The following is a 17,808-nucleotide window of genomic DNA, read 5'->3' on the forward strand; positions in this document are numbered from 1 at the left end:
GCGCGACGTCGAAGAAGTCCTTCGAGCGGAGATGGATGTCACGTTTTTTGTTTTTTGTGTCGAGGGATGTCGCTTGGATGGTGATCTCTCCGGTGACTGCGCCGCTGGGGCTGACCGAGCCCGTGGCGCTCACGGCGGTGAACTGACCGTGTATCTTCGCCATCCCCCACATGCTGGCGGAGTGGAACTCCACCCGGCTTACGGCCGGGTCCAGCGTCCAGGTGCCGGCTGCCGAACCGCCGGCCACGAAGGCGGCGACCGGCTGGCCGCCGGCCGGTGCGGGGGTGGGTAGTTTTGCTGTAGCCACTGTTCGTCCTCCTGAAATTGTGATCTTCATGCGGGCAGGTACCGCAACCGCACAGGGTTGGCTCTGTTTACTTTGGAAACCCGAACACTTCGTATGTACGAAGAGATTACGGCGGGATACATGAAGCGTCAAGCACGGTCGCGGTGACAGCACGAGTGCACGGTGCCGGAGGGGATGCTCCCGCTCCCGAGGGTCATGCATGGCCTGCGTCGGCGTTCTGATAGCACGTCGACGAGCGCCGAGTGCATGCCCGGTCCCCGGCACGCCTCGACGCTCTCGCTCCTGCAGGAGGATCCGCTGACCGTCGGGTGCCTCGCCGGGCGGCTCGGTCTCACGCTGGCCACCGCGAGCGGGATCGCCGCCGAACTGGAGCGGGCCAGCTTCGTCAAGGCGATGGACCTGCTCGAGGCAGAGCTGGCGACTACCTCGAAGGAGTGAGAGCGCCCGGCCAGTGCGCGGTGTACCCTGGCTGGCCGCGCACCCGGTGGCGGTCGAGTTTCGGCTTCCCTCGGCGGGTTCGCCCGGCACGGCGGTCGTGCATTCTCGGGTAAGGATCCGTCTAAGGTGGACCGGTCCCGCGGCGTATGCGGCACGCTACGTGGCGAAGAACGTCGTGGCCGCCGGGCTCGCGGCACGTGCGGAGGTACAGGTTGCGGACGCGATCGGGGTGGTGCGCCCGGTTCCCGTGCTCGTCGAGACCTTCGGTACCGAGCGGGTGGCCCGCAGGCTCATCGAAAAGCTGGTGGCCGAGCACTTCGGCCGCACCGACGTCGACCTACCGTGGGAGCGCACCGACCGGGCGGCCGCGCTGCGCGACGCCGCCGGCCTGACCACCACCGACAGCAAGAGCACCACCGACAGCACGTCCACCACCGACAGCACGTCCACCACCGACAGCACGTCCACCATGGCCTGAGAGGGAACCTGCATGACCACCATGACGACACCGGAAATCTATCGCAGCCGCAACGGCATTTCCTTTGCCGTCGCCGACCTCGGACTCGCCGAGTTCGGGCGCAAGGAGATCCGGCTCGCCGAGCACGAGATGCCCGGCCTGATGGCGCTGCGCCGTGAATATGCCGAGGCTCGCCCACTGCACGGCGCCCGCATCGCCGGTTCGCTGCACATGACCGTGCAGACCGCCGTGCTGATCGAGACCCTGGTCGCCCTCGGCGCGCAGGTACGCTGGGTCTCCTGCAACATCTTCTCCACCCAGGACCATGCCGCCGCCGCGGCCGTCGTCGGACCGGACGGGACGCCCCAGGAGCCGACGGGTGTGCCGGTCTTCGCATGGAAGGGCGAAACCCTCGAAGAGTACTGGTGGTGCACCGAGCAACTGTTCACCTTCACCGCCGACGACGGCGAACCGGTCGGCCCCAACATGATTCTCGACGACGGCGGGGACGCGACCCTGCTGGTCCACAAGGGAGTCGAGTTCGAGAAGGCGGGTGCGGTCCCCACGGTCGGCGACGATGATCTGACAGTGTCCGACGAGTACCGCATAATCCTCGAGACACTGCGCCGCTCGCTGGCCACCGCGCCTGGGATGTGGACAGACATCGCAGCCGGCATCCGTGGCGTCACCGAGGAGACCACGACCGGGGTCCACCGGCTCTACCAGCTCGCCGCGCGGGGGGAGTTGCTGTTCCCGGCAATCAATGTCAACGACTCGGTGACGAAGAGCAAGTTCGACAACAAGTACGGCATCAGGCACTCGCTGATCGACGGCCTCAACCGGGCTACCGACGTACTGATCGGCGGCAAGGTCGCGGTCGTCTGCGGCTACGGCGACGTCGGTAAGGGCTCGGCCGAGGCGCTCGCCGGCCAGGGTGCGCGCGTCATCATCACGGAGATCGACCCGATCTGCGCACTGCAGGCACTGCTGGAGGGCTATCAGGTCGCCCGGCTCGACGACGTCGTCGACAAGGCGGATATCGTCATCACCACCACGGGCAACAAGAGCATCGTCACCGCCGAACACATGGCGCGGATGAAGCACCAGGCGATCCTGGGCAACGTCGGTCACTTCGACAACGAGATCGACATGGACGGCCTCGCCCGCATCGTCGGCATTCGCAAGGTCACCATCAAGCCCCAGGTCGACGAGTGGGTCTTCCCGGATGGGCACACGATCATCGTGCTCTCCGAGGGCAGGCTCATGAACCTTGGCAACGCCACCGGTCACCCTTCGTTCGTGATGAGTAACAGCTTCTCCAACCAGGTGATCGCGCAGATCGAGCTGTTCACCAAGCACACCGAGTACGCAGGCGAGGTCTACCGGCTGGCGAAGCTTCTCGACGAGAAGGTCGCGATGATCCACGTGCAGGCGCTCAACGGAGACCTCACGAAGCTCACCAAGGACCAAGCGGACTATATCGGTGTCGACATCGAGGGGCCGTTCAAGCCGGAGCACTACCGCTACTAGGGCGTGTCTGATGCTCCGCGGCCAGACCACCTTCGTCTGCTGAGAAGTACAAGGGGAGTGCATGTCCGCAGGAACCATCGCTGTCACCGGCTCGATCGCCACCGACCATCTGATGCGCTTTCCCGGGAGGTTCGCCGACCAGTTTCTCGACACTCACCTCGACCGGTTGTCGCTGAGCTTCCTCGTCGACGACCTCGTTATCCGTCGCGGCGGTGTAGCCGCCAACATCGCGTTCGGCATGGGCGTCCTAGGCCAAAACCCGGTACTGGTGGGCGCGGTCGGCAAGGATTTCGATGATTATCGTGCCTGGCTGGAACGCCACCGGGTCGACTGCGCAGGACTGCTTGTCTGCACCACCGCATACACCGCGCGTTTCACCTGCACCACCGACGACGACCAGTGCCAGCTCGCGTCGTTTTACCCAGGAGCGATGAGCGAGGCACGGAACATCTCGCTCGCACCGATTGCCGCCGACCGCGGGATCGGTCTCGTCCTGGTGGGCGCCAATGATCCGCAGGCCATGCTCAACCACACCGCCGAGGCCAGACAGCTGGGTATCGCGTTTGTCGCTGATCCGTCTCAGCAGCTTCCTCGGCTCGACCGCGACCAGTGTCGGTCCCTCGTCGACGGTGCGAAATATCTGTTCACCAACGAGTACGAATGGGAGCTGCTCATCCGCAGGACCGGGTGGAGCGAGGCGGAGATCGCCGAGCGGGTGGAACTGCGGGTCACTACTTTGTCCGCCAAGGGCGCGTTGCTCGTCGGCAATGGAAAGAGCATTCACGTCGACGTCGTGCCCGCCACGGAGATTGTCGACCCCACCGGTGTCGGCGATGCGTTCCGGGCCGGCTTCCTGGCCGGGGTCGAGGGTGGACTGGCCTGGGAGCGGGCCGCCCAGCTGGGCTCTCTCATCGCGACCCTGGTCTTGGAGACCTCGGGTCCACAGGAGTGGCGGCTCGACCCCGGTACCGCCTCGGCGCGGCTGAGCAGCGCCTATGGAGGCGCCGCCGCGGCCGAGATCGAAGCAGTTCTGTCGCACGCTCTCGATCTGTCATAGCGGCTGGTGCGGGCCTGGTGAACCAGCGAGAACAGCGTGGCGAAGCAGACATGTGAGAGCTGTCGCCCGCGCGAAGGCCCGGATAGAACACGACTATCCGGGCCTTCGGCTATCCGGGCCTTCTCCGCCTTCTCCGCCTTGCCGGCTCACCGCCTGGATCGTCGACCGTATCGCCCAGCCCGACCCTTGATCGGTCAGCGCGCGGCCTGGTCGCGGATGCGGTCGACCAGATCGTGGAGACGGACGCCATCCTGGAACGTCGGGTTAAGCTTGCAATTTAAGGTTACTTTCGGTGACTGCTGTCCGTTTTAGTGGTTTTATGGTGTGGTGCGGTGGCTTGGAGGCCTTCGGTCGGTTCTTCGAGCCCTTGGGCCGCCCCTGGCGCAGCCGTATCGGCGGGATGCTCTCGCTGTCGGTGGTCTGGCCGGCGGTGGAGGCGAACGCGTCGCGGTGGCGGATGTGGAGGTTGGCGGGTGGGGGCCGGCGGGTGGCCGCGGGGATGGGTAGTCGCTGTGGCAGCGACGCCTTGGTGGGTGGCCGGTCCAGCACGAGTGGATGGTTGACGTACATTTTCCGCCCGAAAACCGGCGTCTCCTGACGTCTTCCCTCCACTCGTCGCACCGAAGGGAATGCGGATCAAGGAGTGGGGTTGGGGTGGGTGCGTCGCGAGGTGCGAGGAGGTCCAGGTAGTGGTGTTCTCCTTGGGCCGACGGAGCCAAAATACCCGTGCGGCGGGCAGTCGCGTGCGGGCAGCGATGACGCCTGGTGCCGCCTGGCGCCGCTTGGCGCCGGCACAGCCGGCCTGTCTCCGTCCGTTGGAAGATGATCGAAGTTGCCCGCCGATTGGAACGACTCCGGCGATCTTCAAGATCATGTATCGCCTGTCGATGAGGTGAGATCCCTGCGCCAACAGGGGCGCCAGCCGTGTAGAGTCTGTTCCGTTGCAGGTCCGGCAGGGCATGCATGTCCGGGTGGCGGAATGGCAGACGCGCTAGCTTGAGGTGCTAGTGCCCTCTAAGGGCGTGGGGGTTCAAGTCCCCCCTCGGACACTCTCGTTCGTACATGATCGGCTGAGGCTTGGCCTCGGCGATCACTCGATGGGCTCCCGGTTCGTAGATCAGTTGAAGGCCGAGCTGGGTGTAGGTCTCCGCCTTGTCTGCCGGATCGGCTTCTGCGAGGACGGCGACGATGTCGCCCATGGTGGTGACCATGTCGCTGATTTCCTGTTTGGTCATGCGTTGGCGGCGGGTGCTGGCGCGGAGGCGGGCTTGGGCGGCGGCGCGTTCGGTGTTGACCTTGGCGGTCCAGCGGGCGACGAGGGTGGGGTCGGTGCCGGCTTCGAGGGCAAGCCGGTAACGCTCGAGCTTGGCGTCGCAGTCAGCGATGGTGCGCCGGGCCTGCGCGAGGGGGGCGTCATGACGGAGATCGGTGTCGTCGTCTTGGGCTGCGGTGAGTGCATCGATGGTGGCGGTGAGTCGGGGTGGGGTGAAGACTCGGGCGAGCCAGCGGTCGAGGTGGGGGACTATGAGTTCCTCGCGGACGTAGACGCTGCGGGGGTGGTGGATGTGGTTGGCCAGGGCGTACTGGTCGGGGTAGACGCATCGGTAGTGGGGTTTGCCGTTGTTCCAGCTGCCCTGCATCCGCCGCCGGCAGATCCCGCAGTGCATGAGGCCGCGCAGTTGGTAGGGGTGCCGGGTGCGTTTGGGTTCGCGCGGTCCGCTCGGATCGACTCTGCGAACGTTGTAGCGGGCCTGGACCTGAGTGAAGGTCTCGTCGTCGACGAGTGGCGGGTGGACGACGGCGGCCGAGTAGATCCAGACGTTCGGGTCGTTCCAGCGCATCCGGGTTTCGTAGCCGAGGGCGACGTCGTCGACGTCGAGGAGGATCTCGTCTTTGCGTTGGCGGTTCCAGACTTGGCGGCCGGTGTAGCGGGGGTTGGTCAGGATCGCGCGTAGCGCAGCTTTGGACCAGGCGATGCCGGAGCGGTGGGGGTTACGCACCGGGTCATAGGCGGACGGGCTGGAAATGCCGTCGGCGGTAAGTCCTTCGGCGATCGCGTACAGCCCGCGGCCCGCGGCGTATTCACGGAAGATCCTGGCGGTGATGGGGCTGGTGACGGGGTCCGGTTCCAGAACGTGGAGGCGTTTGCCGTCGGCGGCTTTGGCTGGGTTGGGGTGTGGTCCGGCGTCGGCGATGCGGTAGCCGTAGGGTGGCCTGCCGCCGAGGTAGCGGCCTTCGGTTTTGGCCTGGGCGGCCATCGCGGTCCGGACCCGAATCTTGATGCGGTTGCGTTCTCCTTTGGACATGCCGCCGAACACGGACATGATCAGGTCGTGGGCTTCGGAGGTGGGGTCGATCGGTCCGCCGACCTCGGGCACCCAGAAGGCGACGCCGTAGTGTTCGAAGACGGGGTGCACGAGGCTGTACTGGTTGCCGTAGAACGCTCGGTGCGGTTCGCCGATCACGACCGCGTCGAAGCCGCGACCGGGGTCGCGCAGCGCGGCGAGGAGGAGAGCGGCCTGGGGGCGGCGTTTCCACGGGATCGATCGAGACTGGCCGATGTCGAAGTACTCGGTGACGATCTCGCCGTGGGTGTCGGTGAGGGCGCGGGCGCGGGTGAGCTGCCATGCGAGCGAGGACGCGGGGTCCTGCTGGTCTTCGGTGGAGACGCGTCCGTAGAAAGCGAAGCTGGTCAAGGTCAGGAAGCCTTTCGTTCCACCCCGTCGTCAGTCGGTGGCGGGGGAGGGGCGGGGGAGTGCTTGGCGAGGGTCTGGCTGGCGAGCCGGCGGCGGATCAGCCGTAACAGTGCTGCGGCCAGACCCGGAGTCACCACCGGCGGCTGGTCAGGGACGACGACCTCGAAGGGACGGGGTGTCTCGTCGGCTTCGTCGTCCTTCACCGGGTCTCCGACCCGGGCAGGACGTGGCGGCCGAGGCCATGGCGGAGGCAGAACGCGGCAGCATTGGCGCTGAGCTGATCTGGCCCCGCGAGCAACTGGCTGCGCAGCACCGCGCGGTCCGCCAGCGCGTCTCCGTCCTTGGATGACGGGAGATCGTCGCCGGGTTCGGTGTCGTCGAGGTGCTGCAGGAAGCGTTCCACGATCGCGGGCCAGTCAGGGCCGAGCCACCAGTGCCGGCACGTCGTGAGCGTCCACGACGCCAGGAACAGCAGCACGGCCTGTGGCCCGATCTTGTTTGTGATGGTGGCCCACCGGGCGCACCACGTCCGGACCGTGCGGCGGTACCGCTTGAGACTGGCACGGTCCGGAGCAACGTCAGAAAGACTCCGCCCGTCGGGCAGCCGAAGATCCGGAGCGGTGAGGGCGCCCGCGATGGCCGCGAACACCTCCCCTGGGTTTCCGCCACGCACGGTCTCCTGCCCGCCCGCCGACAGGCCAGGCAGATGCGTGGTCATAAGGTCGCGTGCGAGCCGGGTGATGGCCGCATTCGCTCGCATCATCTCCGCGTCATCAGGCCGGCTGTCGCGGCCCGCGTGCCAGTCCTCGACCGGACCATCACGCCACGCCAGTCGCGCCACTGCGACCGCCGCGAGATCGATCAAAGCCCCGGAGTCGTCGGGATCAACACCGACGTGATGCACTATCTGCCGGAGCATTCTCGGATCAAACGGGCCGTCCGCGCCAGGCGGGAGGGACGCTCCAGGCCCCGCCGCCTTCCCTCGTCCCCCGTGTCGCCCGCGCCCCGAAGTCTGCGGTTCGAGCCCCCGCAGGCCCACCAATGTAGGCATTGCGCGAACCGCTCCCTTCGGGGGCGTTGTGGCTGGTAGGACGGCTGCGGCGGCCCTGTGGGGGGCGTTTTTCGTGGCTGGTCGGGTTGGCTTGGGTCGGTCTGTGTCTCCAGTCCCTACGTTGGCGGTGCCCCCGGAAGTGTCGGGTCTGGGGACTTTGAAGATCGGTACGAGCCGGTCGGGTCCGAGGATCTTCACTTCGGCGACGAGGGCTTCGACGAGGGCCTTGCGTTGGAGGTCGTCGCCCGTCTCGATGATCGTCTCGATGTGCTGGACGACCGTACGGAGGGTGGAGCGGGCCGGCATGACCGGTTCGTCGTCGATCTCTTCGGTGAGTTCGGCTTGCCGGTGCCGCAGCTGCTTCTGCTTGGTCCGCAGCATGCCGAGCCGGTCGGCGAGGATCTCTTCGTCGAGGGTACCGCGCTCGAAGGCGCCCAGGTAGCGGTCGATGGCCTGGTCGGTCTGGGCGAGTTCGGTCTCGATGGCGGTGAGTTCGTCGGTGCGGTCGGAGCGGGCGTCGCGGTGGCGGCGCTGGGCGGCGACGGCCTGCTGGGTTCGTTTCGTGGTGGTACGGCGCGCGGTCGAGCGCGGCATTGTGCCCTTCCTTCCTCGGGTGCCGGTGTGCGGCGCGGTTTCTATTCCTGGCGAAAGCGCCGCCGGGTTCCCCGGCGGGTGGTCAGCCGGGCGAGAAACCGGGGTCTGGTGGCGCCGCCGGTTCCGGGACGGAGCTGAGAATAGGTGGGGTGGGTCGCGAGGAAGGCCAGGACCTTCTCCTGCTGTGCCGCTATGGACTGGAGCCCGTCGCCGGTTCCGTGCCTGACGTAGATAACGACCGGCACGGCACCGGAAACGGTGTTCGCCGCCGCCTTCTCGGCGGCCCGTCGGACTGAAAATGGGCGCGGCATACCGACGCTCCTTTCTCCGGTGGTTGACGGCGGCCCGCACGAAGGGAGGGTCGGTACGGGTGTCAGGCCGCCTTTTTCGGCACCGTGTTCGGTGCCCCTTTCCTTTCCCACTGTAGGACGAGTTCGGCTAAAGCGGACACGGCGGCGTCGTATTCCTCGGCGGTCATTTCGACGGTCTCGACCCGCTCGATTTCCACCTGACGGGACACGTCCCGCCGTCCGGTGGAGCGCGGTCCGGAATCGTCCGTGGCGGGCGTGCGGCTCACGCCGTCCCCGTTTCGGGGCGAGGGTGCCGTCACGACGAGAACTCCTGACCGCCGTGCCGCGATCCGCCGGCCGGCGCGCTCCGCCGGGGGGATCGATAAGGGTGTCGCAGGAGTGTGGTCACGCGATCGCCCCGTGGTGTCCGTTGTCGGTTCCCGGGTCGGTCGGGGGGTCGGCGGGGAACTCCCAGGGCGGCAGGTGCGGGCTGAGGATCGCGGTCCCGGGGGTGGCGAGGAGCTGGGCGCGGAAGAACGTCTGCCCGTCGATGATCGGCTGGTGGGCGTAGGGGCAGACGACCCACCGCTCGGGTGGGACGGGCTGGCCGGCGCTGGTGCGGCCCCAGACGGTGGCGCCGGTGTAGACGGGATTGTCCAGGACACGGCCGATCGCGGTCGAGGTCCACGGCCGCGGCACGCCCGTGGCGGGGTCGGCGACGTCGAAGTACAGGTCCTGGACGCTGCGCAGGCGGGTGGCGATGGAGCTGGGGGTGAGCCGGTCGTCGACCCGCCACCGAAAGATCGTCGCGACGACGGCCGCAGGTGCCGGGTCGAGCACGAGGCGGACGCGGCGGCGGGGCTGGCCGTCCGGGTCGAGCACGGTGACCCGGTGAGGCAGGTAGCCGAAGGGCACCGGGCCGAGGTGGAAGCCGGCTCGAACGAGGTCGATCTGGGCGACGCGGGCGCGTTCGGTGGTCCAGGCGTGGTGGGCGGCGAGCAGACGGGCTTGGCGGGCGGCGCGGGGGTGGGTGAGGCGCCACCACCAGCCGGGCCGGCTCGCCGGCTCCGTCGGGGCAGGTGGCAGGGCGGGGATGGGCAGCAGGTCAGACATGGGGGCTCCAGCCAAAGAAGGCGAGCGGGAGGAAGCGGGGAGGACCGGTCGCGGCGCGTACAGGCAAGGGCACGGTCTGCGAATGGTGATCTAGGCGGCCGAGCGGTCCGATGTGACGCTGTCGAGGGCGGCGTGCGGCGCCGGTGCGAGGGGCGGCGGGTCCGGTGTTCTTGGTTCTCGTGCTCGCCCGCCGTCGCGGCGGAAGATGATCACGTCCTGGTGGACCGGGTAGGCGCGGGCCCGCGCGGGCGGGCGGGCCGTGCCGAGCACCCGGGTGTAGGGGACGGCGGTGAGCGCGACGCAGCGTTGCACCGGGCGCCATCCCACGTCCCGGCCAGCGGCGGCGACCTCGCTGGCCAGGTCCACCCCGGCGACGTGGTACGCGGCGACGACGACGAGGTGGCCGCCGGGCCGGGGCAGATCCCGGTAGCTGGCGAGGCGGGCACGCAGCCGGGCGCCGGCCGGACCGCCGGGGTCGGCGGGGTCGTCCGGCGGTCCGATCGCGGTCAGGACCAGGTCGATCGGTCCGAGTCCGGTCCAGGACCGCCTATCGGGCAGCTCGTCGAGAATCATCCCGTCACCCGGTGCGCCCTGGGCCTTCACTGCCGTCAGGGCGGCGCGGGCCGCCTCCCATCCATCGGGATCGCGGCTGATGCCGACGGCGTGGCGGCGGGCGCGGACCGCTTCGGCGACGACGGTCCCGGGCCCGCAGTCGGGGTCGCAGACCGTGTCCCCGGCCTGGCTGTAGATGGCGACGGCGTAGGCGGCGACCTCCGGCGAGACCGCTCCGCCTGCGTGGGGTGGGACGGGTGGGTAGCCGCCGGCTGTGTGCTGGGCGGCGACGCTGCGCCGGCCGGTGGGCCAGACCGTCGCCCACCGGCCGTCGCGGCGCCACGTCTCGGGCTCGGCAGTCACCGGGCCTCACTCCAGAGCGGACCCGGGGCGCCGCGTAGTACGACATCACCGGGGTTCGTTAGTGCTCTGTGGTCGGTGCTGGCGCTGACCAGGGGGTTCCGACCTGCCTGCGCCGCGCGCGCCTTGTTGACATGGCCTCGGTTTTCCTGAAGGTTTCTCATGTCAGGTGCTCTCTCGGCGGTCTGGGTGAAGGTGAGGGGGCTGGGTTGGCGCTCGCTGCGGTCCGCGACCTGCGGGACCAGCGGCCATCGGCGGCGTCTGCCGATGAGTTGGCGATGTTCGAGACAGACGTGCTGGCGGGGTTCGTGCTCGCCCGGTCGTCGGCCGGGCTGACGGACGGGACGATCCGCGGCGACGTGGGGAATCTCGAGCAGATGCGGTCGTGGTTCGGCCGGGCGCTGTGGGAGATGGAGCCGGCCGATGCCGACGTCTATTTCGGCCGAGAGCTGCGGGGTTCGCCGAGCGGGACACGGCTGGCCAGAGCGGCGGCGCTGAGCACGTACTTCGAGTTTGTGGAGTTGCGCCACAAGGTCGAGCTCCACACGATGACCGGACGGATTGTTCAATGTCCGCTCGACGAGATGAACCGGCCGCGTGGGAGTAAAGACGCACGGCTGCGGATTCCGCCGGTGGACCGTGAGATAGCCGAGTTGTTCTCCGGCTGGTCCCAGGAGCTGGCGACGTGCCGGAAGTTCGCTCCCAGCGCCCGTAACTACGCCGCGTCGCGGTTGATGGCTGAGGTGGGGCTGCGGGTGAACGAGGCCCGCTCCCTGGATTTGGCGGACGTCCGATGGGAACTGGGCCGTTTCGGTAAGCTCCATGTCCGCCACGGCAAGGGCGCGCACGGTTCTGGTCCGCGGGAACGAATGGTGCCACTGATTAACCATGCGGGGCGGACGCTGCGCTGGTATATCGAGGACGTGTGGGGCCACTTCGACGAGGACCACACCCGCCATGGCGCCCCGCTGTTCCCCTCCGAGCGCCATAACGCCGACGGAACACCCGCGCGCGTCGGCTATGACGCGCTGCGTTCGGGGCTGGCTGCCGCCACCGTCGGGTATTTGCCGACCTGGGCGGGTAGGCTGACGCCGCACGTTCTGCGTCACTACTGTGCCTCCCAGATGTATTTGAGCGGGGTCGATCTCATCTCGATCCAAGAAATGCTCGGGCATTCCTGGGTAGCGACCACGATGCGTTATGTTCATGTGCACCGCACCCGCATCGAGGATGCCTGGTCTGCCGGGCAGGAACGGGCCGCCGGACGACTGGAAGGGCTGATCCGATGAAATGGAACCTGCGGCTCGCCGCCGCGAAACGCGACATCTGGAAGGCGTCCGAACTTCAGCGGGCGTTGGCCGAACACGGCCTGGTCATCTCCGCCGGGAAAATGTCGGGCCTGTGGTCGGGGCAACCCGTGTCCCTCAAACTCGACGATCTTGATGTGATTTGCGTCGTGTTGAACTGCGCGATCGGGGAACTGCTGATCCCCGAGCCGGTGAAGGTGACGCGACCGGGCCAGGTCGACACACCACAGGCCGCCGCCAGTTCGGCTGCCACGGTGGTGCCACGCCGCCGTGACGGCCGCTCGATGCCGCCGGCCTGATCGAATATGGCGCCCCACCCCCGGAGGTTCAACAGCGTCCCCAGGACGGTGACCAGCTGTGTCTCGTGCCTGGCCTGGGGACAGACATACTGGGACGGGATGTGCCGGGCCTGCTACGACTTCGTCTTGCCCCGCTACGACCACGGTGTCGCCCAGTGCGGAGCCTGCCGGCGACGGGAGCCGCTGAAGAAGGGCTTCTGCCGGTTGTGCTGGTGTCAGGCCCGGCTGGAACGCACCACGGGCACCTACACCGTGCTGTTGCCCCACGTCCGCCTGGTCCGTCATCACCAGCTGTTCTTCGCGGACATGGCGGGCTACCGGGACACCCATACCCGCCCGCCGCGTTTCGACGCGACCGGCCGTAAACCCCCGCCCCGACCGGCGGCCCGGCCGGACACCGGCCACCTCCAGCCGGCGCTGTCCGACGAGGTGGTTCGCCGGCACTACCGGTACGGGCGTGTCGACCTGCGCCGGGAACCGGCACCGGACAACCCGTGGCTGGCCTGGGGCCTGTATCTCGCCCATAACCTCGCCGAGCAAAGAGGCTGGGGATCGTTCGTCCGAGGTGGCATGCAACGGACCCTGGTCATGCTGCTGGCCGGCCATACCAACGGAGATCTGATCCGGGTCAGCGACTTCTACGAGGTCGTCGCCGAACACACCACGAACATCGACGACACCGTCGAGATCCTCACGGCCATGGGCGTCGTCCTCGATGACCGGCAACCGGCGTTCGACCGATGGCTGCACGCCGAACTCGCCGGGCTCCCCCCAGCGATCCGCAGGGACACCCATACCTGGGCCACGATGTTGCGTTACGGCGGCCCGCGGAACCGGGCCCGCGCGCCGGGCACCGCCGCCAGCTACCTGCACACCATCCGACCCGCCCTGACGGTCTGGTCGACCCGCTACGACCACCTGCGTGAAGTCACCCGTGACGACGTCGTCGCCTACCTCGACACGCTGACCGGCTCCCCACGAGCGAGGACCACCACAGCCCTGCGCTCTCTGTTCGCGTGGGCGAAACGCGCGAACATCATCTTCCGTAACCCCGCTGTCCGCCTGCGCGTCCCACAGCGGGAAGACCCGGTCTGGCAGCCCCTGCGCCCGGACGAACTCGCCCGCACGGTCACGGCGGCCACGACCGTGCACGCCCGCCTGTTCGTCGCGCTCGCCGCCGTCCACGCCGCACGGGTCGGACAGATCCGCGCCCTGCAACTCGACGACGTCGATCTCGGTAACCGCCGCCTCACCATCGCCGGCCGCGACCGGCCACTGGACGACCTCACTCACCGGACCCTCCTGGCCTGGCTGGAGCACCGCCGCACCCGCTGGCCGAACACCGCCAACCACCATCTGGTCATCAGCCCGTGCACCGCCGGAGGACTCGGACCCGTCAGCTACCCCTTTCTCGCCCGCCCCCTGCGCGGCCTGCCCGCCACCCTCGACCGGCTGCGGGTCGATCGCCAACTCGAGGAAGCACTCACCTCCGGCGCCGACCCGCTGCACGTCGCCGCGGTCTTCGGCGTCAGCGACGCCGCCGCGATCCGCTACGCGGACAACGCACGCCACCTCCTGGCGCGCCCTCACGAGACCGACCCGCTGGAGTCACCGCGAACCCAAGCGCCCAGACCCGGTGACGAGCCCAACGGACACTTGGGTTCCGGCTGAAAACCCTTCAGTTTCTCTGAACTCGCGGAGGTTCCGACAGCGCCGAGCAGCAGCAAGTCGGAGTGCACCCTCTGGGCCACCACCCCCCTTGAGACGGGCGTGGCGGGCCGGTCGAGCTGGCCGAGGGGGACCTCCAGCAGCACGATGCGGTCGAGCAGCGCGAGCCCGCTGCGCCCGGCGGCGGCGGTCAGCTCGATGGTCGAGTCGATCAGCCAGCCGCCGCGGCTGTCGCTGCGGGTGACGACCGCCAGGGTGCCGTCCGGGGTCAGGAGCCCGCCCCAGGCGATGCGGGTGAACCAGCCGAGCCGGGTCGGGGCGACGACCGTGACGACGACCGCGTGGCGGTCGGCGTCCGGTCCGGGACCGGACGCCAGCCCGGGGCCGGGTCCGGACCCCGACCGCTGTGCGGTCGGGTCGGCGGGCGCGGTCCGGACACGGACGGCCCGGCCGAGTCGAGCGACGGTCCAAGCAGTCTCGGTCAGCTCCTCGCTCGTGTCATCATCGTCGGTGTCGTCGAGCGGCCCCGCGTCCGCCGGCGGAGGCTCGGTCAGCAGCAGGACCCGGTCACCGGGACGCGTCGCGGTGGCGACGATCCGCTCCACGGCGGCCTGGAGCCAGCCGGCCGGTCGCTGGTCGGGGTCGGTCGGCGGGCACGGCCAGACGGTCGCGGGGCGGCTCGGGGGGACGATGGGGCGGGGGTCCCAGTCGTAGTCAGATGGCGTCGGCATCGGTCTCCTGCCTTTTACGACGAGGAATTCGCGGTCGTAAAAGGAGACCGGCTTTTGGGCTGTTTTTTGCCACCGAGCCCACGACTTTTTCAAGATTTTTTCCGCTGGCATCGGTCTAGTCCGAGAGGACTATTCGACGCTGGCAGATCGCTGGCAGGGGTTCGGCTGCCGGGCCGGAAAATTTTTCAAAATTTTTCTTGTGGGTGCAAGCGTGGCCTGGTCGGGCGGTGCTGGCAGCTTCTCCGTGGATGCCAGCAGACTGCCAGCGTCGTCACAGCGACGCAGGTCACAGGGCCGCTGGCAGGTCGCTGGGGCGTGCTGGCATCCCGGCCGCACACCGGACGGGTGAGAATGCCGGCGCGGGATCGCTGTGCTTGTGCTGGCTGCCAGCAGCCCCGTTGGGCATTTCCTGGGAGATCGTTCTGGCTTTTCGCTGGCATCTGTGTGGCGTCCTTCATGGTGTCCGATTCTCATGACACCGAAGGACGGCGGCAATGCCCGAAGAAACGTCTTCCCTTCCTCCGCACACGGCCAGCAAGAATGCGGCAACATGGCCCCTGACGACCCTCCGGGACTGCTTCGCGCTGCTGGTCGCAGGCCCCGCGCCGCTGGCCCTGGACGGCACGCCGCTGCCCGGCCTGCCCGACCGGCTGGTGGCTTTGGACGAGCTGCGCGACCGGCTGCTGGCCCGATCCTGCCCGCAGGCCACCCGCGACGCCGCGTGGGCGGCGGTTATCCGTCGTTCCCGCCGGCACGGCGGCGCGTGGACGGTGGGCGCCGCCGGGATGGCGCTCCCCGCGCTGCGGGCGGTCTCGGTCCGGCTCGGCGGCCACGGCGACCTCGACCCGACGGACGTGCAGGCAGAGGTCCTGACCGGGTTCCTCACCGCACTCGCCACCACCGGCCTCGACCTGCCGCGCATCGCGGTGCGGCTGCGCTGGGCGGCCTACCGGGCGGGACTGGCGCTGCTGACGCAGGCGCTGGAGACCCCCCACCCCGACCCGGACCTGTTCCACACGCGCGCCGTCGCCCAGCCACAAGCCGGCGGTCCGGACGACGTCCTGGCCTGCGCGGTCGCGGACGGCGTCCTGACCGCGGCCGAGGCCGGCGTGATCGCCGCGACCCGCCTCGACGACGTCCCGGTCAGCGCGTGGGCCGCCCGCCACGCCACCGCGGCGCGCACCGCCTACCGGCTGCGCGACCGGGCCGAACGACGGCTGGTCGACTACCTCACCGGCTCCGTGCGGCGCCCGCCCGTAACACGACCCCCCTCCGAAACCGGCACCCCTCCCGAGAGTCCCTCACGGTCGGTCACCGCGGTCACCGCGGTCACCGCGGTCACCGCGGTCGGCGCGGTCGGCGCGGGGCGGCCGGCGCGTCGCGGCTCGTTCCCGGCGCTCGTGGCGGTGGCGGCATGCGTCTGACTCCACGGCAACGCACCGTCCGCGACATCGATTCGGTCGCAGGGTCGACGCCGGTCCGGCCCACGGTTCGCTGGTCCCTACGGTGCCGGGCCGTCCTGCTCGCGGTGGCCGTGAGCGTCTTCCTGCTCGCCGGCGGCTCGGCGGCCCTGGCCGCGCCCGCCCACGAGGTGCTCGCGCTCGCGCCGAACGTGGACACCGTGCTCACCAACATCCGCAACTGGATCATGGGGATCCTCGCCGGTCTGGGCACCGTCTTCCTCACCGTCGGGGGCCTGCGTTACCTCATGTCCGGGGGTGATCCAGGCGAGGTCGGCAAGGCCAAGGACGCATTCAAGAATGCCGGCTGGGGCTACGGGCTGGCCGCGCTCGCTCCCATCGCCGTCGATGCCCTCAAGACCATCGTGGGGAATTAGAGATCATGAATGTCGCCGTCCCGCGACGCCGCCGGCACCGCTGCGCAAACCGGAACCCCCAGCTCCACCGCGGGCCCACACAGACCCGCCGTCGGGAGCGTCTCCGTCGCGGTCGGCTGTGGCGGCTCGTCGGGACGGCGGCGTTCGTCGTCCTGCTGCTCCTCGGGTGCCCGGCGCTCGCCTCCGCTGCACCTGTACCCGCCCCGGCCCCGTCGGCGCCGGCGAGTACGACCGGACCCACGCCGAACCCGCAACCCGGTCCGCCCCGCAAGGGGCACCACACCGTCCACGCCGACGTTTCCCGGCAGCGCACCACCCGGTATGGACGGATCAGGCACGTCCGCGCCTCCCGATGGCCCACCGACAGGTACCGGCGGATCGGGCACCGGTGGATCAGGTACCGGCGACGGAGGCTCCGCCGACCCCTGTGCGACCGGTGCACGGGACTGCATTCCCCGTCCGGCCACCCCGTCGCCACCGAACACCCCGACCACCCCGGCCGCCCCAACTATCCCGGGCACCGGCGGCGGGGGCGGCGGCGGGCCGATCGGGTGGATCACCCGGGGCATCACCGACGCGATCAACAGTTTCTTCCGCGGTCTGGTGACCGCCGCGCTCAACCCGCTGTTGGATCTGCTGGGCCGGACCCTGCTCACGACCCCGAAACCCTCCGATATCCCCGCTATCGGCCAGTTGTGGTCGACCTCGTGGGAGATCACCGTCGCCGCCTACAGCTTCCTCATCATGATCGGTAGCGTCACGGTCATGGCGTTCGGGTCGGTGCAGACCCGCACGTCGCTCAAGGACATCGCGCCCCGTATTCCCCTCGGTTTCCTGGCCGCCGGTCTCTCCCAGCTGCTGGCCGGCAAAGCGATCGAGCTGGTCAATCCGCTGCCCGCCGCGATCCTCGGGCAGGGCGTGGACCCCGACGCCGCCTCCCACCAGCTTCGCGACGTCATTATCGGCGCGATCATACCGAGTCCGGGTGGGTACGACAGCAACATTTATCTGGTTTTCCTCGGGCTGTTTCTCGTCGGTTCTCTGGTCGCGCTGCTGTGCACCTACATCGCCCGGGTCACGATCCTCGTCGCGTTGGTGGGTGCCGCCCCGCTGTTGTTGGCGGGGCATGCGCTGCCGCAGACCGACGGGGTGGCGCGGTGGTGGTGGCGGGCGTTCGGTGCGCTGCTCGCGATTCAGATCGCCCAGTCGTTCGTGCTGATCGCGGCGTTTCGGGTGTTCTTCACCCCCGGCGGCTTCTCCCTGCTCGGTCCGACCCCCGACGGATTGGTCAACCTGCTGGCCTCGATCACGCTGATCTACCTGCTCTTCAAGATTCCGTTTTGGCTGTTGCAGTCTGCCCGGATCGGTAACGGTCGCGGCATGCTCGGCCGGGTCGTGCGGGCCTATGTCATGGGCCGTGCGCTCGGTGTCCTCGGCGGCGGCGGCGGTCGGTTCGGCCGGGGTGCCGGACGCGCCGGCGGACGTGCCGGCGGGCGGGGCGGTCGCGCCACCGGCGGCGGC

General features: G+C 69.0%; 19 protein-coding genes, 1 tRNA gene and 2 pseudogenes. 11 read left to right on the forward strand and 11 right to left on the reverse strand.

Annotated elements, in window-relative coordinates; genetic code table 11:
* Nucleotides 1-307 (reverse strand): YceI family protein (locus U9979_RS14160; protein ID WP_322779739.1); only part of this gene is annotated, 307 nt, incomplete at its 3' end.
* 246 nt (nt 308-553) lie between these two features.
* Here U9979_RS14160 and U9979_RS14165 point away from each other — a divergent pair.
* The 4 genes and pseudogenes from U9979_RS14165 to U9979_RS14180 all read left to right on the forward strand — a co-directional run bounded on the left by U9979_RS14165 (nt 554) and on the right by U9979_RS14180 (nt 3,789).
* Nucleotides 554-745 carry a hypothetical protein gene (locus U9979_RS14165; RefSeq protein WP_322779740.1) on the forward strand — a complete coding sequence of 64 codons (192 nt, stop codon included), beginning with the start codon at nt 554-556 and terminating at the stop codon, nt 743-745.
* A 72-nt stretch (nt 746-817) separates the two neighbouring features.
* Nucleotides 818-1,136: pseudogene (locus U9979_RS14170) on the forward strand (methionine adenosyltransferase domain-containing protein); the annotation flags it as partial.
* A gap of 99 nt (nt 1,137-1,235) precedes the next feature.
* Nucleotides 1,236-2,732, forward strand: coding sequence for an adenosylhomocysteinase (gene ahcY, locus U9979_RS14175; RefSeq protein ID WP_322779741.1), 1,497 nt, complete (start codon nt 1,236-1,238; stop codon nt 2,730-2,732).
* Between the two features lie 61 nt (nt 2,733-2,793).
* A complete protein-coding gene (locus U9979_RS14180; protein ID WP_322779742.1) occupies nt 2,794-3,789 on the forward strand; it encodes a carbohydrate kinase family protein in 996 nt (331 codons plus the stop codon).
* A gap of 264 nt (nt 3,790-4,053) precedes the next feature.
* On the opposite strand, the gene U9979_RS14185 is transcribed toward U9979_RS14180, so the two are convergent.
* The gene (locus U9979_RS14185; RefSeq protein WP_322779743.1) at nt 4,054-4,401 is read right to left on the reverse strand and encodes a hypothetical protein; all 348 of its coding nucleotides are present in this window, start codon (nt 4,399-4,401) and stop codon (nt 4,054-4,056) included.
* A gap of 353 nt (nt 4,402-4,754) precedes the next feature.
* Here U9979_RS14185 and U9979_RS14190 point away from each other — a divergent pair.
* A tRNA-Leu gene (locus tag U9979_RS14190) sits at nt 4,755-4,838 on the forward strand.
* Here the strand turns inward: U9979_RS14190 and U9979_RS14195 are convergent.
* From U9979_RS14195 to U9979_RS14225, 7 genes are all read right to left on the reverse strand, one after another.
* Nucleotides 4,794-6,485: a recombinase family protein gene (locus tag U9979_RS14195; RefSeq protein WP_322779757.1), complete on the reverse strand. Its 1,692-nt coding sequence runs from the start codon at nt 6,483-6,485 to the stop codon at nt 4,794-4,796. The genes U9979_RS14190 and U9979_RS14195 overlap by 45 nt on opposite strands.
* A gap of 2 nt (nt 6,486-6,487) precedes the next feature.
* On the reverse strand, nt 6,488-6,688 hold the full coding sequence (locus U9979_RS14200; protein ID WP_322779744.1) for a hypothetical protein: 201 nt from the start codon (nt 6,686-6,688) through the stop codon (nt 6,488-6,490).
* Nucleotides 6,685-8,130 carry a hypothetical protein gene (locus tag U9979_RS14205; RefSeq protein WP_322779745.1) on the reverse strand — a complete coding sequence of 482 codons (1,446 nt, stop codon included), beginning with the start codon at nt 8,128-8,130 and terminating at the stop codon, nt 6,685-6,687. The genes U9979_RS14200 and U9979_RS14205 overlap by 4 nt, the downstream gene beginning before the upstream one ends.
* Before the next feature lie 41 nt (nt 8,131-8,171).
* Nucleotides 8,172-8,441: a hypothetical protein gene (locus U9979_RS14210; protein WP_322779746.1), complete on the reverse strand. Its 270-nt coding sequence runs from the start codon at nt 8,439-8,441 to the stop codon at nt 8,172-8,174.
* A 62-nt stretch (nt 8,442-8,503) separates the two neighbouring features.
* Entirely contained in the window at nt 8,504-8,740 is a 237-nt protein-coding gene (locus U9979_RS14215; protein ID WP_322779747.1) for a hypothetical protein, read from the reverse strand.
* An 85-nt stretch (nt 8,741-8,825) separates the two neighbouring features.
* Nucleotides 8,826-9,533, reverse strand: a complete 708-nt coding sequence (locus U9979_RS14220; RefSeq protein ID WP_322779748.1) for a recombinase family protein — start codon at nt 9,531-9,533, stop codon at nt 8,826-8,828.
* Nucleotides 9,534-9,623: 90 nt separating this feature from the next.
* Entirely contained in the window at nt 9,624-10,448 is an 825-nt protein-coding gene (locus U9979_RS14225; protein WP_322779749.1) for an SAM-dependent methyltransferase, read from the reverse strand.
* 206 nt (nt 10,449-10,654) lie between these two features.
* On the opposite strand from U9979_RS14225, the gene U9979_RS14230 reads away from it, so the two are divergent.
* Genes U9979_RS14230 through U9979_RS14240 form a run of 3 tightly spaced genes read left to right on the forward strand, consistent with a single transcriptional unit; the run spans nt 10,655 to nt 13,722 of the window.
* Nucleotides 10,655-11,734, forward strand: coding sequence for a tyrosine-type recombinase/integrase (locus U9979_RS14230; protein ID WP_416220194.1), 1,080 nt, complete (start codon nt 10,655-10,657; stop codon nt 11,732-11,734).
* Complete coding sequence (locus tag U9979_RS14235) at nt 11,731-12,051, forward strand: helix-turn-helix transcriptional regulator (RefSeq protein ID WP_322779751.1); 321 nt, start codon at nt 11,731-11,733, stop codon at nt 12,049-12,051. The genes U9979_RS14230 and U9979_RS14235 overlap by 4 nt, the downstream gene beginning before the upstream one ends.
* A gap of 48 nt (nt 12,052-12,099) precedes the next feature.
* Nucleotides 12,100-13,722, forward strand: coding sequence for a tyrosine-type recombinase/integrase (locus U9979_RS14240; RefSeq protein WP_322779752.1), 1,623 nt, complete (start codon nt 12,100-12,102; stop codon nt 13,720-13,722).
* Here U9979_RS14240 and U9979_RS14245 read toward each other — a convergent pair.
* Complete coding sequence (locus tag U9979_RS14245; protein WP_322779753.1) at nt 13,638-14,450, reverse strand: hypothetical protein; 813 nt, start codon at nt 14,448-14,450, stop codon at nt 13,638-13,640. The two genes, U9979_RS14240 and U9979_RS14245, sit on opposite strands and share 85 nt — an antisense overlap.
* A 494-nt stretch (nt 14,451-14,944) precedes the next feature.
* Here U9979_RS14245 and U9979_RS14250 point away from each other — a divergent pair, with 494 nt between their 5' ends.
* Nucleotides 14,945-15,874, forward strand: a complete 930-nt coding sequence (locus U9979_RS14250; RefSeq protein WP_322779754.1) for a hypothetical protein — start codon at nt 14,945-14,947, stop codon at nt 15,872-15,874.
* Nucleotides 15,865-16,287 (forward strand): pilin, encoded by a 423-nt coding sequence (locus U9979_RS14255; protein WP_322779755.1) that lies wholly within the window; start codon nt 15,865-15,867, stop codon nt 16,285-16,287. Before U9979_RS14250 ends, U9979_RS14255 begins: the two co-directional genes overlap by 10 nt.
* Here the strand turns inward: U9979_RS14255 and U9979_RS14260 are convergent.
* Nucleotides 16,284-16,625 carry a hypothetical protein gene (locus U9979_RS14260; protein WP_322779756.1) on the reverse strand — a complete coding sequence of 114 codons (342 nt, stop codon included), beginning with the start codon at nt 16,623-16,625 and terminating at the stop codon, nt 16,284-16,286. The genes U9979_RS14255 and U9979_RS14260 overlap by 4 nt on opposite strands.
* On the opposite strand from U9979_RS14260, the pseudogene U9979_RS14265 reads away from it, so the two are divergent.
* Nucleotides 16,609-17,808, forward strand: a pseudogene (locus U9979_RS14265) (hypothetical protein); the annotation flags it as partial. The gene U9979_RS14260 and the pseudogene U9979_RS14265 sit on opposite strands and share 17 nt — an antisense overlap.

Source organism: Protofrankia sp. Cas4 (genome assembly GCF_963555915.1).
Lineage (GTDB): Bacteria > Actinomycetota > Actinomycetes > Frankiales > Frankiaceae > Protofrankia.